Source organism: Brenneria nigrifluens DSM 30175 = ATCC 13028, assembly GCF_005484965.1.
Taxonomy (GTDB): domain Bacteria; phylum Pseudomonadota; class Gammaproteobacteria; order Enterobacterales; family Enterobacteriaceae; genus Brenneria; species Brenneria nigrifluens.
Genome location: NZ_CP034036.1, coordinates 1969891 through 1996677, shown reverse-complemented (window position 1 = coordinate 1996677; position 26787 = coordinate 1969891). Strand labels below are relative to the sequence as shown.

Below are 26787 nucleotides of genomic sequence, written 5' to 3'. Positions count from 1 at the left end.
GCGTAAAAAATCGCGCTGAGGTGGGCGTGGCCGCCGGGTGAGCGGCACGGACGCCGCGAAAGCCAGTGCCGCGCCGGACAAAAACGCCTGGAGCGTTTTTGAACAGCACTTGTGCTGGCCCGCAGGGCGAGCCCCATGGATGGGGCGAGTATTCCGCGTCAATGGCGGCCCGACCAGCGGTCACGAACGCCGAAGGCATCGCGTAGCGACGCGATTTCGCGAAAAGCCCGGGGTCACGGGGCGGCGGCGACTGAGCCGCCTCGTGTCGGGCGCGTGCTGCGACAGTTGCAGAAATCGACTGAGGTTAGTGCGCACGAAACCCTCACTGCGCTTACAGACATTCCTTACCCTGATTTCTAGGGCCCCCCAGTCTCCCGGCAATGCTTTATCGGTGCGGCGGCGGGTCGATAATCGGGTGCGGGTCGGGTTCCGTGGGGGGCGGTTCGGGGATCGGCTGCGGTTTTGGCAACGGATCCGGGATGGGGATGGGATCGGTGGGGATCGTATCGACGAGCGGATAAACCGTCAGGCTCTGCATAGGCATACTTTCCTCCTCGGTGTTGGATGATTTTTCGTCAAATCCTGCGCCTGAAACGCCGATTGCGCGGCTAGCGAATCCAGCACTTATCGATTAAGCATAGAAGCCGAGGGGATAGCCCGCCATAAAAAAACGTCAGGAACGTTTTTCAACGCCACAACGTGGCGGCCCGGAGGGTGGCGGGCAGGATAGCCCGCCATAAAAAAACGCCGGGGAAACGTTAAAAGTCGCTCCGCGACGCATAAAAAAATGCCGACGAAATCGTCGGCATGGTGTGAATCAATTGTGCTATGCAGTAATTCAAAAAAGGAAGTAAGACAATATGGAGCGCAACGCCCATCGCTTGGCGTTGCATTCACCTGCGAGCGGAATAGTGCCGCACAACCGGGTTAAAAATGTTGATATCGCTCAAGTTAGGCGGTTCTTTTTGCGCATCCGCGGCAGTCTGTGACTTTCCACACAATAATTATCGCCAGATACTCACAGCCATTTACTGCGTTTTAACCACCAGGCAACGCCGCCAACCAATCCCACCAACATCAGGCAAAAGGTGGCGAATCCCAGCCGGGAATCGCCTCCCGGTATCCCGCCCAGGTTGACGCCGAACAAACCGGTTAGAAAGGTAGTGGGGAGAAACACCATGGCCAGCAACGACATGGTATAGGTGCGCCGGTTCATGGCGTCGGTCATTAAGGTGGTGATTTCATCGGATAGTACCGTGGTGCGTGAAATACTGGCATCCAAATCCTCCAGTCCGCGCCCCAGCCTGTCGGCGATCTCCTGCATTCGGCGTCGGTCGTCGTCCTGCATCCAGAGCAGCTTCTCTCCGGAAAGGCGAGAAAACACATCCCGCTGCGGAGTCATATAGCGCCGCAATACGATAAGCTGTTTGCGGATCAGCGCCAGTTCGCCCTGTTGGGGGATTTTCTGCTCCAGCAGGTTCTCTTCCAGATCGACGATTTTTTCATGTAAATCATCGATAAAGTCGCTGGTATGGTCGGTCAGCGCTTCCGCGATGGCAACCAGCCAGCTACCGCTGTCCGTCGGCCCATGGCCCTCTTGCAACTCGGCCAACACTTCGTCAATCGCCAACAGCTTGCGGCGCCGGGTGGAAATAATCAGCTTGTCGGTAATAAAGACCCGAATGGCGACCAGTTGGTCGGGGCGTGCGTTCTCATTGCGGTTAATGCTGCGCAGCGTAATCATCGTTCCCTCCCCCAGACGGGTGACTCTGGGACGCACGCTTTCTCCCAACAACGCATCGCGCACGCTGTCCGGGACCAGCGTGGTTTCCGTCAGCCAATGCGCGCTGGCCGGCTGGGTGGAGTCTAGGTGCAGCCAGCAGGGTTTGGCGTCCGTGACCACATCATCATCGCCTATCGGCGCGATCCCGCCCGCGCCGTTCAACTGATAGGCATACACCGCGCCGGTGTGTTGCAGCTCTTTTCCTTTAAAGGATTCCACGCTTTCCTCCGGGTCCGATATCACCCTATTCAGTGTTTAACGATATACAGCGTGTGGCTATAAGCCACGTCCTCCGGGTTGGCGATCGGATAACCTTTTACCCAGGGTTTAATCAAACGCCCGTTGGTGTATTGATAGATCGGCGCGATCGGCGCCTCTTCCAGCAGAATCTGCTCCGCCCGGTTATAATCGGCATTCAGCGCCTCGGCGTTGGTCTGATTGCCCGCTTCCTCCATTAACCGGTCGTAATCGGCATGGTTAAAGCGGGCGATATTACCGCTGTGGCGCGAGGTCAATAACGACAGGAAGGTCGAGGCTTCGTTGTAGTCGCCCACCCAGGACGCCCGCACCACATCAAAGTTGCCGCTGTTGCGGCTGTCGATATAGGTCTGCCACTCCTGATTGACCAGGCGTACGTCAACCCCCAGTTTGGTTTTCCACATTGAAGCAATGGCGATGGCGATTTTCTGGTGGTTTTCCGAGGTGTTATACAACAATGAGAGCTTCATCGGCTTGCCTGGGCCGTATCCCGCGGCAAATATCAGCGCTTTCGCCTGCGCATCCAGTTCATCCTGACCGTATTGCTGCAACAGACTCTGCGCCGGTTTAAAGCCGGCGGTGACGTCCGGCGTGAAGTGATAGGCCGGTTTTTCCCCGGTTCCCAACACTTTTTGCGCAATGACCTTGCGGTCAATCGCGTAAGAGAGCGCCTTGCGCACCCGCACATCGTTGGTGGGCGCCCGTTGGGTGTTGAATGCGTAGTAGTAGGTGCCCAGCTGTTCCGGGGTATAGACCTGGCCGGGCAGATCCTGCAACAGCTTGCGGTACATATTTTTGGGAAAGGATTCGGTAATATCGATATCGCCGGACAGATAGCGTTTGGTGGCGTTCGACTCCTGATTAATGGGAACGAACGTCACTTTGGTCAATTTGGTATTGGCGTGATCCCAGTAATAGTCATTCGGCGTCAGCACCAGTTTTTCGTTTACCACCCGCTGTTGCAGTTTAAAGGCGCCGTTCCCCACCAGATTGCCGGGTTTGGTCCAGTCGTTGCCGTATTTTTCCACCGTGGCCTGATGCACCGGAAACAGGCTGAAATTGGCCAGCAGGCTGACGAAATAAGGCACCGGTTTACTGAGCTGCACCTTCAACGTATGGTCGTCCACCGCGGTTACGCCGAGCTGGTCCGGCGACGCTTTCCCTTCGATGATCTGCTCGGCGTTGGCGATCCCCGCCAGACGGGCGAACCAGGCGAACGGCGAGCTATTTTCCGGCGCGACCAGCCGGCGCCAGCTGTACACAAAATCTTTTGCGGTAAGCGGCTCGCCGTTCGACCAGCGGGCATCGCCGCGCAAGGTAAAGATGAACGTGCGGTTATCGCTGGTTTGCCAGCGTTGCGCCACCCCCGGAATAATGTCGCCCTGCGCATCCTGGTTAACCAGCCCCTCGAACAGATCCCGCGAGACCTGCGCTTCCGGCAGTCCTACCGCTTTTATCGGATCCAGCGAGGCGGGTTCGTCCTTGATATGGCGGACGATTTCCTGCTTGTCGGCCAACGCGGTTCCGGCCGGAACCTGCGCCGCCGCGGCATGTTCCGTCACTGCCGCGAACAGCGCGGCATATAATGCACAATGACCCAGTCGCATAATGCTTTTTCTCACACAATGATGAAGTTACTGAATAATATCATAGTCAGAGATCGCGCATGGTGCCGCCATTGACACTACGACTGCTGCCGGCAAAATGGTGTTTGGGATCTTTGCAGCACAGCGTGAGTTGATTGCCGAACGCACAACCGCGGGGCTTGCCTCTGCCAGAGCCCTTGGCCGGAAAGGCGGACGCCCATATAAGATGACACCCGCTTAACTGAACCTTCAAAAAGGAACAATCTCATGACCATAAGCATTAGGCTTACTGTTGCAGTAACTCTGCTTGCTGCGACGCTGCCTGTATTAGCTAAAGTGCCAGAAAACTTTATCTATACCAGCTCTGGTGACCTCGAAGCAGCGTCTGTCATTATGGGGCGTAGCGACATTGGCGGTGCGCAGATCGTTTATAATTGGCGTTCACTCGAGCCTGAGAAGAATAAATACGACTTCTCGCAGATTGATAAGGATCTGGCTCGCCTCAAAGTAGCCAATAAAAAACTCTTCATCCAAATTCAGGACCGGTTTTTCGAACAAGATGCCAGGTACGTTCCTGATTATCTGATGAATGACGCCAGGTATGGCGGTGGTATATCGCCACAACTTGATAATCCTGGCGAAGGGAAGCCAATTGCGTCAGGTTGGGTGGCACAGCAATGGGATCCTGCTGTGCGCAAACGTTATCAGGCTTTATTGGCAGCGATTGCAGAGCGTTTCGATGGTCAAGTCTATGGTGTTAACTTACCCGAAACAGCCATTGATCTTGACAAGAAAAAGCTACCCAAAGGATTCTCCTGCGATAACTATTTCGCTGGAGAAATGGAAAATCTCACCTTTGCGCGAAAGGTGTTCACCAAATCACACGTAGTACAATATGTAAATTTCTGGCCGTGTGAATGGAACAACGACCACAATTACATGGGCCGGCTGTTTGAATTCGCCAGTGCCAATAATATTGGACTTGGCGGCCCGGATATTGTTCCCAACCGCAAGGCGCAAATGCAGAACTCATATCCGTTCTTCAATAAATACAAAAACAAACTGGTACTCATTGCCATGGCAGTACAGGAGCCGACCTTGACCTACAGGAACCCTAATACGGGTAAACCATTTAGCAAGGGTGAGTTTGTTCAATTCGCAGAAGATTATCTAGGTGCAGATATCATTTTCTGGAGCACGACGTCTCCCTGGTTAGCCAAGAAATAGGTAACGGGCAGGACAATGCAGGTGTTGATCGTTGGACGACTGAAATTGTGGTCAGCCAACAGGGCACTATGCAGATGTTAGGCTGTCGTCCGAATAATGGAAATAACGACCAGAGTGCAGCAAGCACTTCATGGGGAAAACCTCAACAGCCAGCTGCACCGGCGAGTGGTACTCCTCAGTCCCAACATCCAGCAGGCAATGAACCGTTCCTGGGGTTTGGTTATGGCGTATGTCGCAAGGTGATTTACGCAGTTTCGTAAACACTGGCACCAGTCTTTGACTGGTGCTTTTTTACATGACAGACTTAGTAAAACACTTACTTTTTCTGTGATCCTTCGGGGATAAAATGACTACTCATACTCGATACGAGACTGATGTTGTCGCCTGGGCTAACGAGCAGGCGGAACTTTTACGCTCCGGTAAATTTTCAGAGATCGACTGCGAGAATATCGCTGAGGAGATTGCAGACGTGGGTAAGAGCGAACAGAGGGAGCTGGCAAGCCGCATGGCTGTCTTGATTGCTCACTTGCTGAAATGGAAATATCAACCGGAACGTCGTGGTTCGAGCTGGGAAAAGACGATTAAAGCGCAACGCAAAGATATTGCGTACGCGCTGAAAGAGTCTCCCAGCCTGAAAACTAAGCTTAATGATCCTGACTGGTATGATGTTATCTGGTCTAAAGGTGTCGCTATCGCTGCGGATGACACTCAGCTTGAAAACCTGCCTGATGAGCAAATCTGGACGGTAGAAGATGTGTTGTATTCCGAGTTCTGGCCTAATTAACCTTTCTCATGCAGCTATGGAACAAACAGTCGCGAGATCATGCTGTAGGGACTTTTCCGGATAAAATCGCGGCTTATCCCCCCATGATGGACCGGGTTAAAGACACTGAGGGCAGAGAAATGGAAAATAATATTATCTTCCAGCGGCCCCGCCGGCTGCGCGGCAATCTCCCGTCGCTGGGCGAGCCGTACGGCAAATCGCTGCTCGGCGCGCCGCTGCTCTATTTCCCGGCCGAACTGCCGCAGCAGAACGCCGGGCTGATTATTGCCGGTACGCACGGCGATGAAACCGCCGCGGTGGCAACGTTATCCTGCGCGCTTCGCACCCTGTTCCCTGGACAGCGCCATCACCATGTGGTGCTTGCCGTTAATCCCGATGGCTGCCAGTTGGGATTGCGGGCGAACGCCAACGGCGTTGATATCAACCGCAACTTCCCCACCGGCAACTGGCAGCCGGGGAGTACGGTATACCGCTGGAACAGCGCTGCCGACAAGCGGGACGTGGCGCTTTCCAGCGGCGAAACGCCGGCGTCGGAGCCGGAAACCAAGGCATTGTGCACGCTTATCGAGAAACTTAATCCCGCCTGGGTTGTCTCTTTTCATGAGCCCCTGGCCTGTATTGAGGATCCGCAAAATTCGCCCCTGGGCCAGTGGCTGGCGCGGCAATTTGATTTGCCGCTGGTGGCCAGCGTGGGTTACGACACCCCCGGTTCTTTCGGCAGTTGGTGCGCCGAGCGGAGGTTGCCGTGCATTACCGCGGAGCTGCCGCCCATCTCGGCGGATGCCGCCAGTGAATGCTACCTGAACGCGATGACGGCATTGCTATGCCGTAATTTTTATATCAATGTTGCCGATGTTGCCTTAAACTGAGCAACGCGTTAACCATCTGTAACTTAAGGATACATACATGTCACAGAACGTACATTTTCAAGGCAATCCAGTCCCTCTGGCCGGCACCTTCCCCGCCAAGGGCGACAAAGCCAAGGCTTTTACCCTGGTTGCCAAAGACCTGTCGGACGTCTCTCTCAGCAACTATGCGGGTAAACGTAAAATCCTGAATATTTTCCCCAGTATCGATACCGGCGTATGCGCCGCCTCGGTGCGTAAATTCAACCAGTTGGCATCCGAACTGGATAACACGGTGGTGCTGTGTATCTCCGCCGACCTGCCGTTCGCCCAGGCCCGCTTCTGCGGTGCGGAAGGTTTGAACAATGTGGTGGTGCTTTCCACCCTGCGCGGCACCGAGTTTAAAGAAGACTATGGCGTCGCCATTGCGGATGGCGCGCTGCAAGGCCTGACCGCCCGCGCCGTGGTTATTCTGGATGAGCATGACAACGTATTGCATAGCGAACTGGTGAACGAGATCACCACCGAGCCGGATTACGATGCCGCTCTCGCGGTACTGAAATAACCGCTGCGTAGCACGTTATCGCCCCGGCCAGCGGCAGTACCAGGCCGGGGCGATAACGACTCAATCCGATCGCGCGCCGATCGCCGCCTCACCCTGATATGCGCTTATTCGCTGCAACCGCCGCTCCCGCCGCCGCATCCAGCAGGCGCCGCCCAATAAAATCAGCATCAGCCCCAACTCCGCGCCCAATACGGCAATCAAAGACACGGCGTAGCGCCCGTGGGTAATATGCAGCATCAGCACCAGCACCGAACCCAGCATAATCGGCCCCATCCCCAGCGCCGCCTGCTGTGCCGTGGACAATAGCGCGCTGCCGGAACCGGCGTGGGAAACCGGCACATCGGACAGCCCAATGCGAAAGAAACTGCTGACGATAAACGCCTGACCGAACCCGATCGGCACCGTGGCGGGAAGCAGACCGAGCAGCGTGGGCGCCGGCCACATTTTTTCCAGCGTCGCCATCAGCAGCAGCAGACCGCTAATCTGGATAACACAGCCGATAATCAGCGTGCGGATTTTCCCCACCCGTTCCGTCACCCGTCCGCTGAGCAGCGACGCCGCGAAATAGGCCAGGCCGAGCCCGATAAAACTGTTGCCCGACTGCAACGGCGAGAAACCCGCGCCGGATTGCAACACCAGGGCGACGGTGAACATAAAACCGCTCCAGTTGGAAAAAAACAGCAGCGCGACGCCCAGACCGAAACGCACGCTGGGCAGCCGCAGCAGCGCTGGCGACAGCAGCGGCGCCTGCCCACGCCGCTCCAGACGGCACTCCACCCGCCACAGCAGCGGAAACAGCACCGCGCTCGCCATCAGGGACGCCAGGCAAGGCCAGGGCCAGTTCCACAGCGGCCCCAGCGCCAGCGGAAACAGCAGACAGACGATGGCCAGCGCCAGCAGTAAGGTGCCCCACCGATCGACAGCCACCCGTTTTTCACCACGGGTATCCGGCACCCAGCGCGGCGCACAGAGTAATACCAGCAGGCAGAACGGCAAATTAACCAGAAAAATGCTCCGCCAGCCGACGCCGGCGATATCCAGTTTCAGCAGTATGCCGCCCAGTACCTGCCCGGCGACAAACGCCAATCCGCCGATAGCGCTGTAAATCCCCAGCGTCCGGGCATGCGCCCGCCCCTGCAGACAGACGTGTATCGTCGCCAGGACCTGCGGCACAATCAGCCCCGCGCCAATACCCTGCAACGTACGCGCCAGCAGCAGCAGCCATACCGACTGCGCGATCCCGCACAGCAGCGACGCCACGCCAAACACCGCAACGCCGATCATAAACACCCGTCGTCGGCCCTGGTTATCTCCCAGACGCGCCCCCATGGCCAACGACACCGCAAACGCCACCCCATAAACGGAAACCACCAGTTCGAGCTCGGCAGGCGTGGCGGCGAGCCTGTTCGCCATCGCCTCCAGCGCCACATTAACGATGGAGAAATCAATCATCGGCAACAACTGCCCGGTCAATAGCACCATCAGACCGATACGGCTTAAACCTTGCGTCAGCGGAACCTGCTTCATTACGTCGCACCCATTGTATTCATTACCTTTGAGCGTTAGCATCGTAGGTAATTTAAACGGGTACCAGTTCTTGATTATCCTGGTATAAACACTACCAGCCTAGTGCGGAGACTTGCTCAATGAGCACGATGATGACGGATTCTCCCGCGTCCGACGCCGGGCGGCACAACAGAAAAATACTGGGCGCGTACCTGCGTTCCCGCCGCGAAAGCCTCGACCCGGCGCGGCTCGGCTTATCGCTTGCGCGCAAGCGGCGCACGCCGGGACTGCGCCGGGAGGACGTCGCGCTGCTGGCGGACGTAGGCATCACCTGGTACACCTGGCTGGAGCAAGGGCGGCCGATCCGCACCTCCGCCAAGACGCTGATGGCGATCGCCAAAGCGCTGCAATTCAACGAAGACGAAACGCGGCACCTGTTTATGCTGGCCGAGCTGCCGTTTTCACCCACGGTGCGCGCCAGCTGTGAAAAAATCAACGCCGACAGCCAGGCGATCCTCGATCGGCTCAATCCGTTCCCGGCGGTGATAGTCAACGCCCGCTTTACCATTCTGGGGTTTAATCAGGCCTGGTGCAGCCTGCTGAATATCGATCTGGCGCAAATCCCGCCGCAAGATCGCAACTGTATTTATCTGGCCTTTACCCACGCCGACTGGCAGGCACGGCTGGTGGACCTGCAGGAGTTTCTGCCCGATATGGTGGCGATGTTTCGCGCCAATATGACGGAGCACCGCGGCGATCCGCTGTGGGAAGAGCAGTTGCAGCGCTACCTGGATGCGTCCGACACCTTTCGCCGCCTGTGGCAGCAGCGCTATGAGATTCAGGGAATCAACGACAAGGTAAAACGCTTCCGGCATCCGCTGCTGGGGATTATCGCCCTGCGGCAGATCAACTGGTGGACCGCATCCCGCAACGGCGACCGGATGCTGGTGTATATGCCGGCCGGGGAAAACGATCGACAGCAGTTGGAACAGCTGTCCCGGCTTGATTTCCCGGCCTGACCCCGGCCGCGTCGCCGCCGAGATTTGTGACAACGTCACTAAGCAACAGAGATAACGACACCTCGCCCGGCGCTACGGGCTTTACCCCTCGCCGTCTTGTTCGCCCGCCGCCTTGCGGCCGCTGAGGCCATACTCCCGCAGCTTATTGGCTATCGCCGTGTGCGACACCCCCAGCCGCTTCGCCAGTTTACGGGTGCTGGGATAGGTCTGATATAACCGGGTCAGCACCGAGCGTTCAAAACGCTTGCTGATATCATCCAGCGACCCCTCCAGCAACTCTTCGCTGTGCGGTATCTCGACCGAAAAAGCGGGCAGTTCGATATCCTGCATCCGCAGCTCATAGCCTTCCAACTGCGTCAGCGCGCGGTAAATGGCATTTTTTAACTGGCGTATATTGCCGGGCCAGCCATACTGCGGCAGGAACTGATGCAGATCGGCGGCCAGCCTGGGTCGCGCAATGCCCTGCTCATCGGAAAATCGCGCCACGAACAGTTCCGTCAGCGGCATGATGTCCGCCGGGCGTTCGCGCAGCGGCGGCAACGTCAGGGTCAATACATTGAGACGATAATAGAGGTCTTCGCGAAACTCCCCCCGCTGCACCATTTCCAGCAGATTTTTCTTGGTGGCGCAGATAACCCGTACGTCCACGTGCATTTCGTGATCTTCGCCAACCCGGCGAAAGGTGCCGTCATTGAGAAAGCGCAATAGTTTGATCTGCATCTGCGCCGACATTTCGCCCACTTCATCCAGCAGCACCGACCCGCCGTTGGCCTGCTCGAAAAAGCCCTTCTTGCCTTCCAGCGCATTGGGATAGGCGCCCGGCGCATGGCCGTAAAGCTCACTTTCCATCACCTCGTCAGGCAGCGCCGCGCAGTTCAGCGCCAAAAAAGGCTGCTTGCCTCTGGGACCGCGCAAATGGCAGGCGTGGGCCAGCATATCTTTACCGGTGCCGGTCTCCCCGACGATCAGCAACGGCGCATCCAGCATCGCCAGCTTGCGGGCCTGGTCGATCACGTGGCGCATTTTGGGGCTGACCGCCACGATATGCTCAAATTCGCTATCGTCGTTAACCGACAAATCCTGCAACTGCCGCCCCATGCGCGCCGTGGACTTGAGCATCGCCAGCACGCCCGCCGTCGACTCTTTCCCCCCATCATCTTCCAGACGAATGGGGGTAATCTCCAGCAGAAAATCCTGCCCGCGGATCACCACCCGTTCGGTTACCGGCCCGCCGCCCCGATCCAGCCAGTCGGTGAAGCTATACCCGCTAATCAGTTGCGCGATGGTCAGGTGGCGAAGTTTATCCGCCCCGACGTCGAACAAAGCGGCGGCCGCCGGGTTGGACAGCTCGATCTTGCCTTTCATATCGAGCGACAGTACCGGCTCCGGCATCGATTCCAGCAGCGCGTTCAACGCCCGGCGCTCGCGCTCGGAAGGCATACAAGCCACGGTGCGCACGTCGCTCACGCTTTCAATCCGCCGGATTTCCGCCATCAGCAGGCGAAAATCATCAAAATCCAGCGTGGCGAAGTTCAGATAAATACGGCCGGCCGGGTCAATCTCTATGCCGCGCAGATCGATATTGCGCGACGCCAGCAGATCCAATAATTCGCGTGCCAGGCCAATACGGTCTTCACAAAAGACTTCCAAACGCATCAAGGACTACCTTCTTCAACGGGGCGACAGGCTAATAAGTTCCGATAATACTCTTTCGCCCAGGCGGGATGAAGCCGGTGTCAGCAAAAGTTGACACTCTGCGCGATCTTTTTCCCTAAAGCGGACCGCCAATGCGCGCGCCATCTTTTGATAAAGCCGCATAACCTATACCGGTTTTTATATTTGTTACTGCGGCGCGCAGTTCATAGAATCGCGCTTAACGCCACGCGCAGGCGGCGAGCAGAGCTCCAGCCCAACGCCAACGTAACGGCGGCATAAAAACCATAACCCGATAAATGCGTTTAGCAGACGCGATGTCTCCCGCGTTGACCTCGCCGTCGCGGTTGTTCCTACCAGGGGTGTTAATCATGCATCAAAAAAATCTTGCCATTACCTTTGGCGCGCTGGCCGTGGCGATTAACGTTATCGCCGGCAGCGTCGTCGAACATTTGAAAATTCCGTTCCTGTTCCTTGATACGGTGGGCACCATCTTTATCGCCGCGGTTTTCGGCCCGCTGTGGGGGGCGCTGGTGGGGTTATTGACCAATCTGGTTTTGGGCGTCACCACCAGCTATACCGCCATTCCCTTCGCCCTGGTCAATATCATTGTCGGCCTGGTGGTCGGCTACAGCGCGCGCAATGGCTTTCGTCTCTCATCCGCGCTGTTTTCCGGCATTCTGCTGGGCTTTTTATGCCCCGCCGTGGGGACGGTCATCGCCATCGGCCTGTTCGGCGGATTAACCGGCGGACTGCACGACGTGGCGGTGCTGTGGCTGAAGCAGGCCGGAACCAGCCTGTTTACCGCGGCATTTCTGCCGCGTCTGGCCGAAAACCTGGTGGATAAGATTCTGTCGGCGCTGCTGGTCTATTACGTAGTGAAAAATCTGCCGCCATCGCTGCTGCACCGCCCCGGCTATGCATTGAAGGAACCCGCCCGTGCAAAGGAGTAGAACGGTTATCGTCACCTCCCACTGCGTGATCAACCAGAATGCGGTGGTGGGCAGCCTGGCGCGCAGCCGCGGTATGATGAAATCGGCGGTCGACTGGATGTATCAGCAGGGGTACGGCGTGATCCAGCTGCCCTGCCCCGAATTCACCTTTCTCGGCCCGACGCGGCCGCCGATGACGGTAGCGGGATACGACACGCCGGCGTTTCGCGCCCATAGCCGCAAAATTCTGCTGCCGGTGGTGGAGCAGTTGAAAACCTACCAGGATAACGGCTATGCCATTGCCGGCGGGTTGGGGATTGCCGGCAGCCCCTCTTGCGATCCGGGACGGGGCGTCTTTATGCGGGTGTTTCTGGCGCTGCTGGCGGACGCCGGGGTGCGGATCGATTTTTTCTGGCAGATACCGCAGACGGAAGACGGCGTGTTCGATCCCAACGTACCGGAGAGCGTTTACGGCCCGATCAAGCGCCGCTCCCGGCGTAAGGCGGAAAAAATCATCGCCCGCCTGACGCCACAAGGCGACGCCCGATGATCGCCGTGCAGGATATTACCTTCCGCTACTATGGCGCAGCGTCCCCGGCGCTGTCGCAGGTATCGCTGGAGATTCGCCCCGGCGAGTTCATCGCGCTGCTCGGCCGCAACGGCTGCGGCAAATCGTCGCTGGCCCGGCTGTTGAACGGCATCGAACTACCGTCGCAGGGGCAGGTCGTCGTCGACGGCCGCTCTACCGCGGACAGCGACGCGATTCCAGCCATCCGCCGGGCGGTGCAGATCGTGTTTCAGAACCCGGAAAATCAGCAGGTGGGGATCACCGTCGGCGAGGATATCGCCTTCGGCCTGTCGAATATCGGTTGGCCGCAGCGGGATATCGCCGGCCGGGTGGCCTGGGCCATCCAACTGACGGGGCTGGATGCGGAGCAACAGCGCCCGGTGGCGCAGCTGTCCGGCGGCGAGAAACAGAAGCTGGCGCTGGCCGCCGTACTGGCGCTGGCGCCGCGTTACCTGATTCTGGATGAAGCCACCTCGATGCTCGACCCGGCGGCGAGACGCCAGTTCGTCGCCACGCTGCACCAGGTGCGAAAACACACACCCTTCGCGCTGATCTATATCACCCACCACCTCGATGAAGTGCTCGACGCCGACCGCTGGATACTGTTCAATCAGGGGCGACAGCTGGCCGACGCGCCGCCGGCGGAGCTGCAAACCCAACTCGACCTGTTGCACGGCTGCGGGCTGGAACTGCCCTATTACCACCACCTCGCCGCGCTGCTGCGTCAGCGCGGGATCCCCGTTTCCCCCAACCCGCAGGATCTGATGGCGCTGTTATGAAAATCACCCTCAGCGATGTGACTTTCAGCTATGGCAAACGGCGCAGAAACCGGCCGCCGGCCGGCGCGCCGCTGCTGGAAAATATTTCCCTTACCGTGGAGCAAGGCGAAATGCTGGCGCTGGCGGGGAAGTCCGGTTCGGGTAAAACGACGTTACTCCAGTTGATAAAAGGATTTATCGTCCCCTGCGCCGGGCAGATCCGCCTGGACGGGTTGAATCCCCACGCCGAGCGCCGGAGGGAATGTTTCGATCGCATCGGCTATATCTTTCAGTATCCCGAACACCAGCTGTTCGCCAGCACGGTTTTCGCCGATATCGCCTTCGGGCTGCGCCATCGGCGTCTTGATGAGGCGACAAAGCGGGAGAAGGTGCGCCAGGCGATGGCGGCCGTGCAGTTGGACTATGACGCCTTCAGGGAACGCAGCCCTTTCGAGCTGAGCGGCGGCGAGAAACGCCGGGTGGCGATCGCCGGCATCGTGGTGCTGGAGCCGGAGGTGCTGATACTGGACGAACCCACCGCCGGGCTGGATCTGCAATCCCGCGACGCCCTGTTCCAGTTGCTGCACCGTTTGAATCGGGAAAAAAAACTGACGGTTATCTGGGTCAGCCATCAGTTGGAGGAAATCGCCCGGCACGCCGCCCGGCTGGTTTTTATCCGCAACGGCGCCATTCAGGCGGACGGCCCGCCGGCGACGCTGTTCGCCGATGCCTCTTTGCGCCAGGCCTTTGATTGGCAAGAGCCGCCGGCGCTGGTCGTCGGCCGCTTGCTACAGGCCGCCGGGCATCCCGCTGCGGGATGGCTGTCGCCGCAGCAGGCGGCGGACGCCATTATCCGGCTGCGCGGCCGTTATCCGCACCACGAAAACGCCCCACGGGAGCCCTGATGTCGGACGCCTACGGTTTGCTTTATCAGCAGCGGGGCTCCTGGCTGGAGCGCCGCGATCCGCGGGCGAAAATCATCGCCGTTCTGCTGGCGGGCGCGGCGCTGCTGCTTACCCAGCATCCCGGCTTAAAAAGCTTGCAGCTTCTGCTGTTGCTCACCCTGTGGGCCGTCGCCGGACTGCCGTGGAAAATGCTGCTGCTGACGCTGCTCTCCCTGTCGCTGTTCTTTGTTTCCACCATGATTTATCAGGCCGTGCTGACCGCCCGGCCGGGGGAGGATCTGGTGACCTGGGGCGGGATCGCTTTTTCCGCTCAGGGCGCGGTGCGCGGCGTGATGATGTGCGAGCAGATTGCCGGCATCGTCTTGCTGTTGGCGCTGCTGGTCAGAACCACGCCCCCGGTTCAGCTGGCGGAGGGGCTGGAAATTCTGCTCGGCGGTCTGAAGAGATGGCGCTTTCCGGTACACGAAGCGGTGATGATGTTTTCCATCGCCCTGCGCTTCCTGCCGGGCCTGTTCGAAGAGTTCGACAAGATCCGCAAAGCCCAGCTGGCGCGCGGCGGCGGTTTCCATCGCCAAAACCTGTTTATCCGCATTCAGGGCATCTTCCCCATGCTGATGCCGCTGTTCGTCACCTCGATCCTGCGGGCAAAAGATCTGGCCGTCGCCATGGAGTCACGCTGCTATCGCGGCGACGTCGGCCGCACGCCGATCAGGATTTACCGCTTTCATCGCGCAGATTACGCGCTGCTGGCGGGCGCGGCGCTGGAACTGCTGGCGGCGGCGCTCTGGCGCTGAAAGCCGCGACGATCCGCGCCTCGCCGCGGCTGGGGGGAAATAACCCGCGCTATTTGGCCTTTTGCAACGTGGCTTTCACCTGCCCGATGAGTTCGCGGCGAAAATCGCCCAGCCGCGGTTTGTCGCCCAGCCAGGGCAGCGGACGGCACAATTCCATCGCCTTGATGCCCAGGCGGGCGGTCAGCAGCCCTGCGCCGATGCCCTGCGCGGCGCGCGCCGACAGCCGCGCCGCCAGATCCTGCGACATCCAGTCCATGCCGATCTCGCGCACCAGTTCCGACGCGCCGGCGAAGGCGATATTGAGCAGCACCAGACGGAAAAGACGAATACGGCTGAAATAGCCCAGTTCGATGCCGTACAGCGCGGCGATGCGGTTGATCAGCCGCAGATTGCGCCAGGCGATAAACGCCATATCCACCAGCGCCAGCGGGCTGACGGCGATCATCAGGGTGGATTCCGCCGCCGAGCGGCTGATCTCCCGCCGCGCCTGGCTATCCAGCACCGGCTGCACCAGACGGGCGTACAGCTCGACCACTTCACGGTCGTTATGGGTTTCGTGCAGCGACGCCTGCCAGCGCTGCAACGCGGGATGGCCGTTATCCAGCCCCGCCTGGCGGGCCAGCTTTTCACAAAACTCGCGCCCGCGTCCGATGCCGTGGCTGTGCAGTAAATCACCGGCGATATCCCGCTCTTCCGCCCGCTGGCGCAGCCGGTACAGGCGCCGCCACTCGACGGCGATCGACCCCACGCCCGCCGCGACGATCAACGCGCCGGCGCTAATACCGCCCAGCGCGATCCAGTCCTGCTGCACCCAGGAATTATGCAGCGATTGCACCCCCTGGGCGACGGCGCTGACGCCGAACAGCGCCAGCCCGGCCATCACCATGCGCCGCCACAGGCTGCGTTTGGGGCGTAACGCCGCGCTGACCGCCTCTTCCGCCGCGCCCTCCTCGGGTACTTCCTCTTCGCGGGCGACCGGCGAAAAAAGTTGCGCATCCTGCTCATCAAAAGCCAGGCCGGCGCGCAGCTGCGGCTGAGGCTCCGCCGGCGCGGCGTTATCGAACGTCATGCGCGGTTTCAGTGGTTCGTTCATCGCAATTTATCTCCCAACAAAAATTCCATTACCGTATCCAGGCGGATGTGCGGCAACGGGGTGTCCACCGTCATTTCACGCGGACGAAACTGATCGAAATGAAATCCCTGCTCTTGCCAGAATGCCGCGCCCGGCAGGCGGGCCGGCACTTCCCCAGGGAAAACCGTCAACGGCTGACCGTCGCTCAGGCGGTTGCCTTTCAGCGCCGGGACTTTCTGTCCCTGATGCTCGATAACCCCGCTTTGCGTCGATTGAATCGAGGCGATGCCGGCGCAGTCCATGCTGATCCCTTCAAAGGCGGCGTTTTGCCAGGCTTCCTGCACCAGTTGCTGCAGCAGCGACACCAGATTGGCATGCTGGTCGGCGGTAATATGATCCGATTTACTGGCGGCAAACATCAGCTTGTCGATACAGGGTGAAAACAGACGCCGGAACAGCGTGCGTTTGCCGTAATGAAAGCTTTGCATCAGCTGGGTTAACGCCAGCCGCATATCGTTAAAGGCGTGAATGCCGCTGTTCAACGGCTGCAGGCAGTCCACCAGTACGATCTGGCGATCAAAACGCACGAAATGATGCTTATAAAAACCTTTCACCACCGACTGGCAGTAATAGTCGAAACGCTGGCGCAGCATACCGATATTGGTTTTGGCGTCCGCCTGCGCCAGCCGGGCCTCGCCCAGCTTATCCACCTGCGGCCACGGAAAAAATTGCAGCACCGGCGCGCCGGCCAGATCGCCCGGCAGCACGAAACGTCCCGGCTGAATAAAATGCAGTCCCTGCTGCTTGCAGCGCAGTAAATAGTCGGTATACGCCTGGGCAATCTCCGCCAGCTGGTTTTCATCCGCCGGCGCCAGCGGGTCGAACCGTTCGCACAGCGCCAGCCAGGGTTTGGCCCACTCGGCGCGATCGCCCTGCAACAGCCCGGACATCTGGCGCGACCAGCTCAGGTAGCTTTGCTCCAGCAGCGGCAAATCCAGCAGCCACTCGCCGGGGTAATCGACGATTTCCAGATACAGCGTTGAGGTATCTTTAAAGTGCCGCAGCAGCGAGTCATTGGAGCGATAGCGCAGCGCCAGGCGGATTTCACTCACCCCGCGCGTCGGCGTCGGCCAGTCGGGGGGCGAACCGTATAACGCCGCCATGCCTTCATCATAGGCAAAACGCGGCACGCCGAGATCGCGCTGCGGCACGCGTTTCGCCCCCAGCAGCCGCCCTTCGCGCACGGCGGAAAACAGCGGCAGATGGGCGCCGCTGTGGATATTCAGCAGTTGATTGACAAAAGCCGTAATAAAGGCGGTTTTCCCGCTGCGGCTCAGCCCGGTGACGGCCAGTCGCAGATGACGATCCACACCGCGGTTAACCAGCGAATTAATCTCATTTTGTAATCGCTTCATTGGATAAACCTGACTCCTTGATTCTTCGTCTTGTATAGTTTCCGTCTGGCAAATCGTAGCGGCGGCGATAAATTACCCGGCTCCGCCATGAGACTCGCTTATATCGGGGCGCCGCTTCGGCGGCAGGGGCGCAAAATAGCCGACGACCAGGATCAGGAGCGCCACCCCGATAAAGGCCACCGCCCGCGCCAGTCCGCCGCCTCCGGCGCTATCCACCAGAAACAGTTTGGCGACCGTTAGCCCCAGCAACAACGCGCCGGCCAGCCAGCCGCCGCGCAGCTGTCGCCGGGTCGACCACAGCATGCCGACCAGGGCGGAAAGCGTCCACAGCAGGGCGAAAGCGGTTTGTATCAGGCGAGAGGCCCACAGCGCGTCCGCCGACCACGGGATCTGCGCGTACCAGGCCAGCGAGCGCAGCAGCAGGCCGTTCAGCAACCAGAAACTCAACAGCCACAGCGCCAGGCGGCATTGGCGCCTTAACGGAGTATGCGGTGAAAACGCCGCCAGCGTGCGGCGATACCACAGCATCAACGCCGCCGTCGCCAACGCCATGCCGGCTTCCAGCGGATTAAACAGCGGCAGATAGAAACCGTCCGCGCCGCGCCAGGCTATCTGTCCGTCCAGCAGGTTGGCGGCGCCCGTCAGGGTAAACAGGGCGGCGACCAGCGGCACCAGCCCGGTCCGGTTGTACAACGCCGTCCAGCGCGTCAGCGGCCACAGCCGGTGGCGCGTCGGCAGCGCCAGCGCGATAACGACGACGGACAGCAGCGCCAGCGTCAGTACCGGTTCCCCCTCTTCCACCGCCGCGGGGATCAATGGATACAGATACTGTGACGCCATCAGCAACAAAAAGCCAACCGTCATCCACAGCAGCGTTAGATGAAAACCCTGGGTCAAGCGCAGCGGCAGCGCATCTTCATTGCGGTAAAGCAGCCCGTAGGCGATAGCAAAACTCGCCAGCCAGCCCGCCAGCGCCGCGAGCTGTTCGCCGCCATTCAGCAGCGGGAACTGGCGGTATTCCGCCGCGATAAATTGCTGTAACACCGCCAGCAGCAGCGCGCTCCACAGCAACCAGACGCTATGGCGCAGCGCCGGCCAGTCGAGTCGCCTGCCCGCCGCCTGCCAGAGCGCCGCGGACGCCGCGACGGCCAGCAGAACCCCCGGCGTATACAGCAACGCGTGGGTGCGCCACGGCGGCATAAACTCGCCGCCGTGCCAGAACGCCGCTAAATAGACGTCCAACGCGCGATCGACGGCATAAAGCAGCCAGCCAAACCAGGTCGCCATCCCCAGCAGGAAAAAGCCCAGACTGAAGCGGCGCCAGTGCGCCTCAACCTGAGGGTAGCGCCGCCAGCACAGGCTGGCGCCCAGCGCGCTCAACGTCAGAATGCCGAAGATAAACAGGAATGACGCCGTGGTAAGCGACGCGAAAAACAGCGCATACCAGGCGGACAGCACGCCCAGCAGCATAACGGCCGATCCGCTCCACCCCATGCGCCGCTGGCCTTGATACAGCCCGGCCCACAGTACGCACAGCCCTTCCAGCAGCCAGGTCATCGCCGTCCATCGGGCGGAAAACGCCAGCGGCACGGCCAATGTCAGAAAACAGCCGCCAAGCGCGAGCGAAAACAGTCCCAGGCGCGGCGCTGTCCGGCGGGTCTGTCTTCCCAATAGCAGGTAAAAGACGCCGTAACCCACCGCGGAGAGCGCCGGGCCATAGGCCCACCGCTGCGCGATCAGATACTGCATGCCGAAGCCGATCAGCGGCGGAGCGAACAGCAGCACGCCGTCCACCAGCTGTTTGCCCGCCGGCTGGTGACGGAGCGAGAAAAGCAGCGCGCCCACGCCGAATATCAGGATGTTGGCGATCAGGAACAGCTGGCTGCTGAGGTAGTACTCCTGCCGATAATGCTCCGCTCCCCAGAGCAGCGCCGCGCCAAAGGTAAAAATCAGCCCCAGCAGATTAAGCTCCCGCCAGGACTGGCGCGCGCTGATGGCCAGAATGCCCAGCGACAGCAGCAGATAATAGGAAAACAGCACCAGGTGGTTGCCGCCATCCGGCGACAGCAGGAGCGGCGCCAGATAGCCGCCGGCGCTGGCCAGCATCGCCAGACTGAGCGAACGCTGCAACACCGCCAGCCAGACGCTGGCGGCGCAAATCACCAGCAGCAGGGCGAAGGCCGGCGCATAGGGCAACAACAGATAAAGCCGAAAAGCGCCAAATACCGTGATATACAAGGCGCCGACCGCCCCGCCCTGTAATATCAGGGCATACAGCCGTTGCTTATGGCGCAAACACCAGCCAAAAGCCAACAGCCCGCCGCTGATTAACGCCGCGATGCCCAGCCGCCATTCGATCGCCAGCATATCGCGTTCAATGCTGTACTTCATCAGGTACGCCAGGCCGAAAAACAGCAGCAAAATGCCTATTTTCGCCAGCGGATTGCCTTGCAGCAGCCACCTCGTCAGCGAGGAAAACAGCCCTGACGGCGATGCGGATGAAGGGTTTTGCCAAGGGTTTTCCGCCTGCTGCGCGGCTTGGGGCGCCGGTGGTTCTTTTATCGCCGGCGCGGCGTCCACCGCCGCTGCGCTCTGCCGATATTCGCCCTTTGCCGCGGCGGATGGCGTTATCTCCGCCGCCGGTTCCGGCGCGGATAAGGGGCGGTCGCGGCCCAGCGATTGACTCAGCTGCGCCGACGTCCGGGCCAGCTCGGCCTGCAGTGCGGCGACCGTCCGCTCAAGCCGCGCGGTTTGCCGCTGATGACGCGCGGCGCGCCTGAAGATTATCCATACGGCAATCGGCAGCGCCAGCATGTAGACCAGCAACATCACCGTAGCGATCAAAAGCATTGTCTCATCCATGAAGTACCTTTTATTTAGTTGAGGCGAATGCTGCGTTTGTACATGAAATTATGGTCGCTAACAAATTGAGCGCAAATTATGGCCGTGAAGAAAACTGTAAGGCTCGACGCGACGTTATCCTTTGGTAACGATATGAGCGGATAACATCGGCGTCGTAGGGGTTCTGGTTTAAAGCCGGCGGAAACGGCTCTCTACGCCAAAGGTATCAGAGGTGACATAGCGCTCGATATTGCGCAGGCGCCGTTCGCTGGCGTTCAGAGTGGCATCCGCGTCGTCCAGCAGCTGTCGCGGAGCGTGCGGCGACGCCGTCTGATAGCTGCCCGCCGGCGCCGGCTCAAGCATAAAGCTGAGGATGATATAAGCCAGTATGGTGAAGAAGAACAGGCCGAAGAACATCGACAGCACCACAATCACCCGCAGCAGCTTTATCGGCACGTCGAAGTAGCGGGCCAGCCCGGCGCAGACGCCTTTCAGCATCCCTTCTTCCGGTATGCGGTATAAGGTTTTACCCGACCAAGTATTTTTCATGACGATTTTCTCCAGTCCGGATGTTCCGCGTCCAGAATTTCTTCCAGCGCCTGAATGCGCTCGCGCATACGGCGGGCCTCTTCCGTCAGCCGCGTCAGACGCTGCATGTCGTTTTGTCCCAGTTGAGCATTGTTTTGCTTGCGCTGACTGTAATGCAGCCAAAGCCATATCGGCGCCACAAAGAGAAAGAAAATGGTCAGCGGTATGGCAAGAAACAAAGCACTCATCGTGTCTCCTTAGTTATTATGTTCACCGGTGGTCCCCATTGCTTTCGCCGCGGGGAGCGACGGCCGCCGCCAACATTGACGGCAGCCGGTCCGGTTATTCTGCTGGTTTAACTTTAGCTTTAAGCGCCGCCAGTTGCTCGCTGATTTCATCATTGGCCCGCAGTTCGGCGAATTGCTGATCCAATGATTTTTGTTTGCCAATCCCCACGCTTTCGGCTTCGGCCTCGATGGTATCGATACGGCGCTCAAACTGTTCAAAACGCGCCAGGGCTTCATCCAGTTTACCGCTGTCGAGCTGACGGCGTACATCGCGTGACGACGAAGCGGCCTGATGGCGCAGCGTCAACGCCTGCTGGCGGGCGCGGGTTTCGCTCAGTTTGTTTTCCAGCTCGCCGATTTCGCGTTTCAGCCGCTCCAGCGTTTCATCCACGTTTTCCGCTTCGTGCTGTAGTATCGCGATCAGGTCGGTCAGTTTCTGTTTTTCAATCAGCGCCGCCCGGGCCAAATCGTCTTTATCTTTGCGCAGCGCCAGTTCGGCTTTTTCCTGCCACTGGGCCTGCTGCGTCTGCGCCTGATCGATACGGCGGGCGATCTGTTTCTTTTCCGCCAGCGCGCGCGCCGAGGTGGAACGCACTTCCACCAGCGTATCTTCCATTTCCTGGATCATCAGCCTCACCAGCTTCTGCGGATCCTCGGCCTTATCCAGCAGCGAATTGATGTTGGCGTTCACGATGTCGGCAAAACGAGAAAAAATACCCATAATCAAATCCTCTTAATGATTTCCAGCGTCTGATTACGCCTGATTTGTTATCACCACCGTGCAGTAGCGATATGGTTATTCTTATCAATAAGCGTGCCAATTTTTATTTATCTATAACCTATTGAAAAATATAGCAGGTGAAATTTTGACTATTTGCCAACATCCGCTAGATTAGTCAAATAAGCCAACTATTGGTAAAAATCACAGGATGAAAATCGATGTCCCAGGAAAAAGAGAATTTATTGGGGGAAGCCAACAGCTTTCTTGAAGTGCTGGAACAGGTTTCACAGTTGGCGCAGCTCAACAAGCCGGTGCTGGTTATCGGCGAACGCGGCACCGGCAAGGAGCTGATCGCCAGCCGTCTTCACTATCTCTCCCCCCGCTGGCAGGGCCCCTTTATCTCGCTGAACTGTGCCGCGCTGAATGAAAACCTGCTGGACTCCGAACTGTTCGGCCATGAGGCCGGCGCCTTTACCGGGGCGCAGAAACGCCACCTCGGCCGCTTTGAACGCGCCGACGGCGGCACGCTGTTTCTCGATGAGCTGGCCACCGCACCCATGCTGGTGCAGGAAAAACTGCTGCGGGTGATTGAATATGGCGTGCTGGAGCGCGTCGGCGGCGGCCAGTCGCTACAGGTGGACGTTCGGCTGGTGTGCGCCACCAATGACGATCTTCCCGCGCTGGCGGCCAGCGGGAAGTTTCGCGCCGACCTGTTGGACAGGCTGGCGTTTGACGTGGTTCAGCTGCCGCCGCTACGTGAACGCCTGCAGGACATCATGCTGCTGGCGGAACATTTCGCCATCCAGATGTGCCGCGAACTGCACCAGCCCCTGTTTCCCGGCTTTACGCCCCACGCCCGCGACACGCTGCTGGGCTACGCCTGGCCGGGAAATATCCGTGAATTAAAGAACGTGGTTGAGCGTTCGGTTTACCGCCACGGCAGCAGCGATCGGCCGCTGGACACCATTATCATTAACCCGTTTCGTAAAACGGCGCCCGACGCCGAAACCGCCACCGACTCGGCGCCGGGCGGCGGCGTTGCCGATTTCCCGCTGGATATGAAGCAGTGGCAACGCGCCCAGGAACAGGCGCTGCTGGAACAGGCGCTGGCAAAGGCGCGCTTTAACCAGCGCAAAGCCGCCGAGCTGCTGGGGCTGACCTATCATCAGCTGCGCGGACTGCTGAAAAAACACGCCATCGTGGTCAATGAATAAGAGAAAAAACCATGCAGACATTGTTCTCCCCTCGTTTAATTCTGCGCCAGTGGCAACCGGCGGATCGCGGTGCCTTCGCCATGATCTGCGCCGATCCGCAGGCCATGGAATTTCTTCTCCCGCTACCGACGGCAGACGACAGCAATGGATGGATTGACCGGCAAATCGCGCACCAGGCGACATTCATAATTATTTTTTCAGCCGGTCAGGAGCGATCTTGCGTCTTGGCATATCTTCTCTACAAGGGGGAGTGACTGGGCAACTGCGATAACTGTCAACTTTTTATATGACGTCACAATTTGACGTCATATAAAAATTATCATAGAATTGACGTCATAAAACGACGTCAACAGGATGAGCGATGATTAAGGCTAAGGAACTAAGTTCAAGGCACCAGAAAACGCTTGCCGATGTGATGATCACGCCGCCGAAGCCCGGCATAAAATGGGATGACGTAGTCAGCCTGATAAATACTCTGGGCGGAAAAGTGAAGAACGGGAACGGCTCCAGACGCAAGTTTGTGCTTATGGGGTCAGTTTACCAGACTCATCAACCCCATCCGGGTAACGTGATGGACAAAGGCGCAGTAAACGGCCTGCGCGAATGGTTCGAAAATGTAATAGGAGTCGAACATGATTAAGGGCAACAACATTATGATGATCGACGGCCACCCGGCCTCCGTTACCTACGAGGCAGAAATTAAAGCCTTTCGCGGTAAGTTCCTGGACGTCACCGGCTATTGTGATTTTGTATCGGACAGCATCGAGGGGCTGGAAAAAGAAGGCAAAATTTCGCTCGCGGAATATATCGAAACCTGCAAGGAAGAGGGAATTTCTCCGTTCAGGGAAGAGGAAAAGCTGAAATCGTTTACGTTGCGATATCCTGGATGGCTGGACGCGCGTCTTACAGCAGCAACAGCATCTCGTGCGGTTTCGAAAAATCAGTTTATTGTTCAGTTAATTGAAAGAGAGCTTCAATAACCCCCACGCCGAGGCCGCATATGCGCCTCTGAGGTTGCTGACAAAGTGCCTGTGAGCCTGAGATACACGGGCCTACCGTACCGAGGGGCGCTCCGGCGGCTTACGCCGCTACGGCCCCTCGCCACGCTCTCCCTAATAACGGACTTTGTCAATGGTCTGCGAGGCCGCATATGCGGCCTCTTTACAGAGTGCCGGGCATGCGCAGCAGCTCGGGGGAAAGTCCCCTGTCCAGCCTGATGGTGGCGAAGAACTAGTTTTATCGTAAGACATAGTCATGTAAAGCTGAAAAGCATAATCCGTCGGGCGGCCGGCGATCCCGGCGTTTTAGTGCACTGTTGGATTGCCGATAGTGATGCTATACCCTTGTTCAGGTTTCCTCTGTTATCGATAAGGTGTTCCATGCCCGCCCCTATGCCGTTGCAATGCCGCATTATTGATGATTACCAGAACGTCGCATTGTCGTTCGCCGATTGGTCGGCGCTGGCGCCCCAGGTGGAATGCCGCGCGCTGACGCGACACATTGACGATGAAGCACAACTGGCTTCCGAACTGGCCGAGGCGGACATTGTGGTGATTATGCGCGAGCGTACGCCGTTTACCGCCGCGCTATTCGCCCGTCTTCCGCGCTTAAAACTGCTGATTACCTCCGGCATGCGTAACGCCGCCGTCGATCTGGCGGCGGCCAAAGCCCACGGCGTGACCCTGTGCGGAACGGACAGCGGATCGGCGGCGCCGGTTGAACTCGCCTGGACGCTGATCCTCGGGCTGGCCCGGCACCTGATGAGCGAAAATCTAGCGTTACGACAAAACGGCCCATGGCAAAGCACAGTCGGCATCGGACTGAGCGGTAAACGACTGGGATTGCTGGGGTTAGGTAAAACCGGCCAGCGAATGGCGCGCATTGCGCTGGCCTTTGGCATGGAGGTCAGCGCCTGGAGCCAGAATCTGACGGCGGCGGACGCCGCACGGCAGGGAGTCGCGCTCGCCGCTTCGAAAGAAGCGTTGCTGAGCGGCAGCGACATCGTGTCGATCCATCTGGTGCTTGGCGAACGCACGCGCGGTTTACTCGGCGCGGCGGAGCTGGCGCGGATGAAACCTTCCGCGCTGCTGATTAATACCTCGCGAGCGGCGATTGTCGATCAATCCGCCTTACTGCACGCGCTGCGCGCGGGAAACATTGCCGGAGCCGGGCTGGACGTTTTTGACAGCGAGCCGTTGCCCGCCGATCACCCGTTCCGCACGCTACCTAATGTGCTGGCGACGCCGCATCTCGGCTATGTCGCCGACGATAATTACCGCACCTACTTCACGCAGGCGGTTGAAGATATTCAGGCGTTTCTGGCGGGAAAACCGCTGCGCGCATTGGGGTAGTGGGACGCCAAAAAAAAAGCCAGCGCTTAGGCTGGCTAAAATAATACTGGAAGCAATGTGAGCAATGTCGTGCTCTCCTTCAGTGCCTGCGAAGAAGCAACCGTTGAAGTGCGGAAATGATGATAATAGTTATCAGTATCATCTGTAAAGCACTTTGTTGAGAATTTTTCTCATTTCCATACTGATTATGGGGTTCCTGGCCGTTTGCCCTTGGCGCTTTTTTATGCCCTTTCAGCATTTTTTCGGCGTGCGTTGGGCATACTTTTGCACAAAATCCTCCCAGCGATCGGCCAGCAGGCTTAAGTGCTGCAACTCGCTATTCAGCGTCGATGCTTTGCTGCCGCGGTTTCTCAGCATCATTTCAAACTGGTCGAGCATATCGACGGCGCTACAGGCGTTATCGGCGATCGATAACGCCTGGGACATATCGAGCTGCGTGCCATGGGTTCCCTGTTTCAGGGCTGCAATATCATCCCGCACCGCGGCGGCGTACTGCTCCTCGCCCAGGCCGGAGGCCAGCAAAAACTCCGCGTTGGCGGCGCCCAGCCGGATAGCGTCCCGCCGCGCCACCAGTTCGCCGATGTAGTCGTCAATGATATGCGCGGCCCGCGGCTGATGCGCTTTGGTGATAAATGCCAGATTGATAAAAGCGAGCATCTGTTTTTTCACCGCTATTTCAAAAGCCTCCAGCATTGCCGTCTTTTCGGCATTCAACGGGGTTGAAAAAGCGTCATGCAGCGCGTTGGCAAGTTGAGTAGTCGAAGAGTGCGTGCTTTCTACGGCCAGAATAAAAAACGCGGCGGCCTGATCGGAGACGCGATCCTGCGGTGCGGCAAGCGTGGCATCGGCCAGCCGTTTTATCTTTTCATGCTGCGCGTTGAGTTCCTCTGCGGTTAACGCCCGCGGCGGATTTTGCCGATCCTCGTCGGTCTCATTTTCCATGCGGCCCACACCGCCATCCGCTGCAAGTTCAATCGCCTCGAATGTCGCCGCGCCGGCGTCTGAATCATCGGGATTATTGATAGCGTCTTCCGATCCAGGCGAGAATTCGCCGTCATGAGGGCAATGAGGCCTGATAGCGTCCATCCGGAATCACTCCATTTTTCGGGCAAAGTGTTAGCTATAACGGCATTTTTTCCACAGAACTTAGTTAATTATCCGTCATTATGGGGATA

The 26787-nt window shown here is 58.7% G+C and carries 27 protein-coding genes and 1 pseudogene; 16 read left to right on the top strand and 12 right to left on the bottom strand.

The genetic code is table 11. The features are described 5' to 3' along the window. Window positions 1–385: 385 nt before the first annotated feature. The 3 genes from ynaL to EH206_RS09210 form a co-directional block, all read right to left on the bottom strand. Window positions 386–544: a proline-rich small protein YnaL gene (ynaL, locus tag EH206_RS23030; protein ID WP_009112505.1), complete on the bottom strand. Its 159-nt coding sequence runs from the start codon at window positions 542–544 to the stop codon at window positions 386–388. 474 nt (window positions 545–1018) lie between these two features. Further along, the gene (gene zntB, locus EH206_RS09215; protein WP_009112503.1) at window positions 1019–2002 is read right to left on the bottom strand and encodes a zinc transporter ZntB; all 984 of its coding nucleotides are present in this window, start codon (window positions 2000–2002) and stop codon (window positions 1019–1021) included. A gap of 29 nt (window positions 2003–2031) precedes the next feature. After that, window positions 2032–3648, bottom strand: coding sequence for a peptide ABC transporter substrate-binding protein (locus EH206_RS09210; RefSeq protein ID WP_009112502.1), 1617 nt, complete (start codon window positions 3646–3648; stop codon window positions 2032–2034). A gap of 58 nt (window positions 3649–3706) precedes the next feature. On the opposite strand from EH206_RS09210, the pseudogene EH206_RS23380 reads away from it, so the two are divergent. The 5 genes and pseudogenes from EH206_RS23380 to tpx all read left to right on the top strand — a co-directional run. Continuing rightward, window positions 3707–3862, top strand: a pseudogene (locus tag EH206_RS23380) (recombinase family protein); the annotation flags it as partial. A 32-nt stretch (window positions 3863–3894) separates the two neighbouring features. Next, window positions 3895–4854 (top strand): hypothetical protein, encoded by a 960-nt coding sequence (locus tag EH206_RS09200; protein ID WP_009112501.1) that lies wholly within the window; start codon window positions 3895–3897, stop codon window positions 4852–4854. Window positions 4855–5200: 346 nt separating this feature from the next. Next, entirely contained in the window at window positions 5201–5638 is a 438-nt protein-coding gene (locus tag EH206_RS09190) for a DUF29 domain-containing protein (RefSeq protein ID WP_009112500.1), read from the top strand. A gap of 119 nt (window positions 5639–5757) precedes the next feature. Further along, complete coding sequence (mpaA, locus tag EH206_RS09185; RefSeq protein ID WP_009112499.1) at window positions 5758–6507, top strand: murein tripeptide amidase MpaA; 750 nt, start codon at window positions 5758–5760, stop codon at window positions 6505–6507. A gap of 37 nt (window positions 6508–6544) precedes the next feature. Further along, window positions 6545–7048, top strand: coding sequence for a thiol peroxidase (gene tpx, locus EH206_RS09180; RefSeq protein ID WP_009112498.1), 504 nt, complete (start codon window positions 6545–6547; stop codon window positions 7046–7048). Between the two features lie 60 nt (window positions 7049–7108). Here the strand turns inward: tpx and EH206_RS09175 are convergent, their stop codons facing one another. Further along, window positions 7109–8575 (bottom strand): MFS transporter, encoded by a 1467-nt coding sequence (locus EH206_RS09175; protein ID WP_040343102.1) that lies wholly within the window; start codon window positions 8573–8575, stop codon window positions 7109–7111. 119 nt (window positions 8576–8694) lie between these two features. Here EH206_RS09175 and EH206_RS09170 point away from each other — a divergent pair, with 119 nt between their 5' ends. Next, window positions 8695–9573 (top strand): helix-turn-helix transcriptional regulator, encoded by an 879-nt coding sequence (locus EH206_RS09170; protein WP_009112496.1) that lies wholly within the window; start codon window positions 8695–8697, stop codon window positions 9571–9573. Between the two features lie 81 nt (window positions 9574–9654). Here the strand turns inward: EH206_RS09170 and tyrR are convergent, their stop codons facing one another. Continuing rightward, the gene (gene tyrR, locus EH206_RS09165) at window positions 9655–11229 is read right to left on the bottom strand and encodes a transcriptional regulator TyrR (protein ID WP_009112495.1); all 1575 of its coding nucleotides are present in this window, start codon (window positions 11227–11229) and stop codon (window positions 9655–9657) included. 368 nt (window positions 11230–11597) lie between these two features. On the opposite strand from tyrR, the gene EH206_RS09160 reads away from it, so the two are divergent. From EH206_RS09160 to EH206_RS09140, 5 genes are read left to right on the top strand one after another with little or no spacing between them, the layout of a single operon-like run. Further along, window positions 11598–12179: a CD3073 family putative ECF transporter S component gene (locus EH206_RS09160; RefSeq protein ID WP_009112494.1), complete on the top strand. Its 582-nt coding sequence runs from the start codon at window positions 11598–11600 to the stop codon at window positions 12177–12179. Beyond that, the gene (locus tag EH206_RS09155) at window positions 12166–12708 is read left to right on the top strand and encodes a CD3072 family TudS-related putative desulfidase (protein ID WP_009112493.1); all 543 of its coding nucleotides are present in this window, start codon (window positions 12166–12168) and stop codon (window positions 12706–12708) included. Before EH206_RS09160 ends, EH206_RS09155 begins: the two co-directional genes overlap by 14 nt. Continuing rightward, on the top strand, window positions 12705–13505 hold the full coding sequence (locus EH206_RS09150; protein WP_009112492.1) for an ATP-binding cassette domain-containing protein: 801 nt from the start codon (window positions 12705–12707) through the stop codon (window positions 13503–13505). The genes EH206_RS09155 and EH206_RS09150 overlap by 4 nt, the downstream gene beginning before the upstream one ends. Next, the gene (locus EH206_RS09145; RefSeq protein WP_009112491.1) at window positions 13502–14389 is read left to right on the top strand and encodes an ATP-binding cassette domain-containing protein; all 888 of its coding nucleotides are present in this window, start codon (window positions 13502–13504) and stop codon (window positions 14387–14389) included. Before EH206_RS09150 ends, EH206_RS09145 begins: the two co-directional genes overlap by 4 nt. Continuing rightward, window positions 14389–15183 carry an energy-coupling factor transporter transmembrane component T family protein gene (locus tag EH206_RS09140; protein WP_009112490.1) on the top strand — a complete coding sequence of 265 codons (795 nt, stop codon included), beginning with the start codon at window positions 14389–14391 and terminating at the stop codon, window positions 15181–15183. Before EH206_RS09145 ends, EH206_RS09140 begins: the two co-directional genes overlap by 1 nt. 49 nt (window positions 15184–15232) lie before the next feature. Here EH206_RS09140 and EH206_RS09135 read toward each other — a convergent pair whose 3' ends face one another. From EH206_RS09135 to pspA, 6 genes are all read right to left on the bottom strand, one after another. Beyond that, window positions 15233–16276, bottom strand: coding sequence for a YcjF family protein (locus tag EH206_RS09135; RefSeq protein ID WP_009112489.1), 1044 nt, complete (start codon window positions 16274–16276; stop codon window positions 15233–15235). Next, window positions 16273–17670, bottom strand: coding sequence for a YcjX family GTP-binding protein (locus tag EH206_RS09130; RefSeq protein WP_009112488.1), 1398 nt, complete (start codon window positions 17668–17670; stop codon window positions 16273–16275). Before EH206_RS09130 ends, EH206_RS09135 begins: the two co-directional genes overlap by 4 nt. Before the next feature lie 72 nt (window positions 17671–17742). Then, on the bottom strand, window positions 17743–20520 hold the full coding sequence (locus tag EH206_RS09125; RefSeq protein ID WP_050815597.1) for a DUF2339 domain-containing protein: 2778 nt from the start codon (window positions 20518–20520) through the stop codon (window positions 17743–17745). A 180-nt stretch (window positions 20521–20700) separates the two neighbouring features. After that, window positions 20701–21060: an envelope stress response membrane protein PspC gene (gene pspC / locus EH206_RS09120; protein ID WP_009112486.1), complete on the bottom strand. Its 360-nt coding sequence runs from the start codon at window positions 21058–21060 to the stop codon at window positions 20701–20703. Next, on the bottom strand, window positions 21057–21287 hold the full coding sequence (gene pspB / locus EH206_RS09115) for an envelope stress response membrane protein PspB (protein ID WP_009112485.1): 231 nt from the start codon (window positions 21285–21287) through the stop codon (window positions 21057–21059). Before pspB ends, pspC begins: the two co-directional genes overlap by 4 nt. A gap of 94 nt (window positions 21288–21381) precedes the next feature. Continuing rightward, window positions 21382–22047 (bottom strand): phage shock protein PspA, encoded by a 666-nt coding sequence (gene pspA, locus EH206_RS09110; RefSeq protein WP_009112484.1) that lies wholly within the window; start codon window positions 22045–22047, stop codon window positions 21382–21384. A 218-nt stretch (window positions 22048–22265) separates the two neighbouring features. On the opposite strand from pspA, the gene pspF reads away from it, so the two are divergent. The 5 genes from pspF to EH206_RS09085 all read left to right on the top strand — a co-directional run bounded on the left by pspF (window position 22266) and on the right by EH206_RS09085 (window position 25612). Further along, the gene (gene pspF / locus EH206_RS09105) at window positions 22266–23261 is read left to right on the top strand and encodes a phage shock protein operon transcriptional activator (protein ID WP_009112483.1); all 996 of its coding nucleotides are present in this window, start codon (window positions 22266–22268) and stop codon (window positions 23259–23261) included. A gap of 11 nt (window positions 23262–23272) precedes the next feature. Beyond that, window positions 23273–23515: a GNAT family N-acetyltransferase gene (locus EH206_RS09100; RefSeq protein ID WP_009112482.1), complete on the top strand. Its 243-nt coding sequence runs from the start codon at window positions 23273–23275 to the stop codon at window positions 23513–23515. Between the two features lie 107 nt (window positions 23516–23622). Continuing rightward, window positions 23623–23901: a type II toxin-antitoxin system HicA family toxin gene (locus tag EH206_RS09095; protein WP_009112481.1), complete on the top strand. Its 279-nt coding sequence runs from the start codon at window positions 23623–23625 to the stop codon at window positions 23899–23901. Then, window positions 23894–24241 (top strand): type II toxin-antitoxin system HicB family antitoxin, encoded by a 348-nt coding sequence (locus tag EH206_RS09090; RefSeq protein ID WP_009112480.1) that lies wholly within the window; start codon window positions 23894–23896, stop codon window positions 24239–24241. The genes EH206_RS09095 and EH206_RS09090 overlap by 8 nt, the downstream gene beginning before the upstream one ends. Window positions 24242–24652: 411 nt before the next feature. Continuing rightward, entirely contained in the window at window positions 24653–25612 is a 960-nt protein-coding gene (locus tag EH206_RS09085; protein WP_040343098.1) for a D-2-hydroxyacid dehydrogenase family protein, read from the top strand. Window positions 25613–25843: 231 nt separating this feature from the next. Here the strand turns inward: EH206_RS09085 and EH206_RS09080 are convergent, their stop codons facing one another. Next, window positions 25844–26698, bottom strand: a complete 855-nt coding sequence (locus EH206_RS09080) for a hypothetical protein (RefSeq protein WP_009112478.1) — start codon at window positions 26696–26698, stop codon at window positions 25844–25846. Window positions 26699–26787 lie beyond the last annotated feature (89 nt).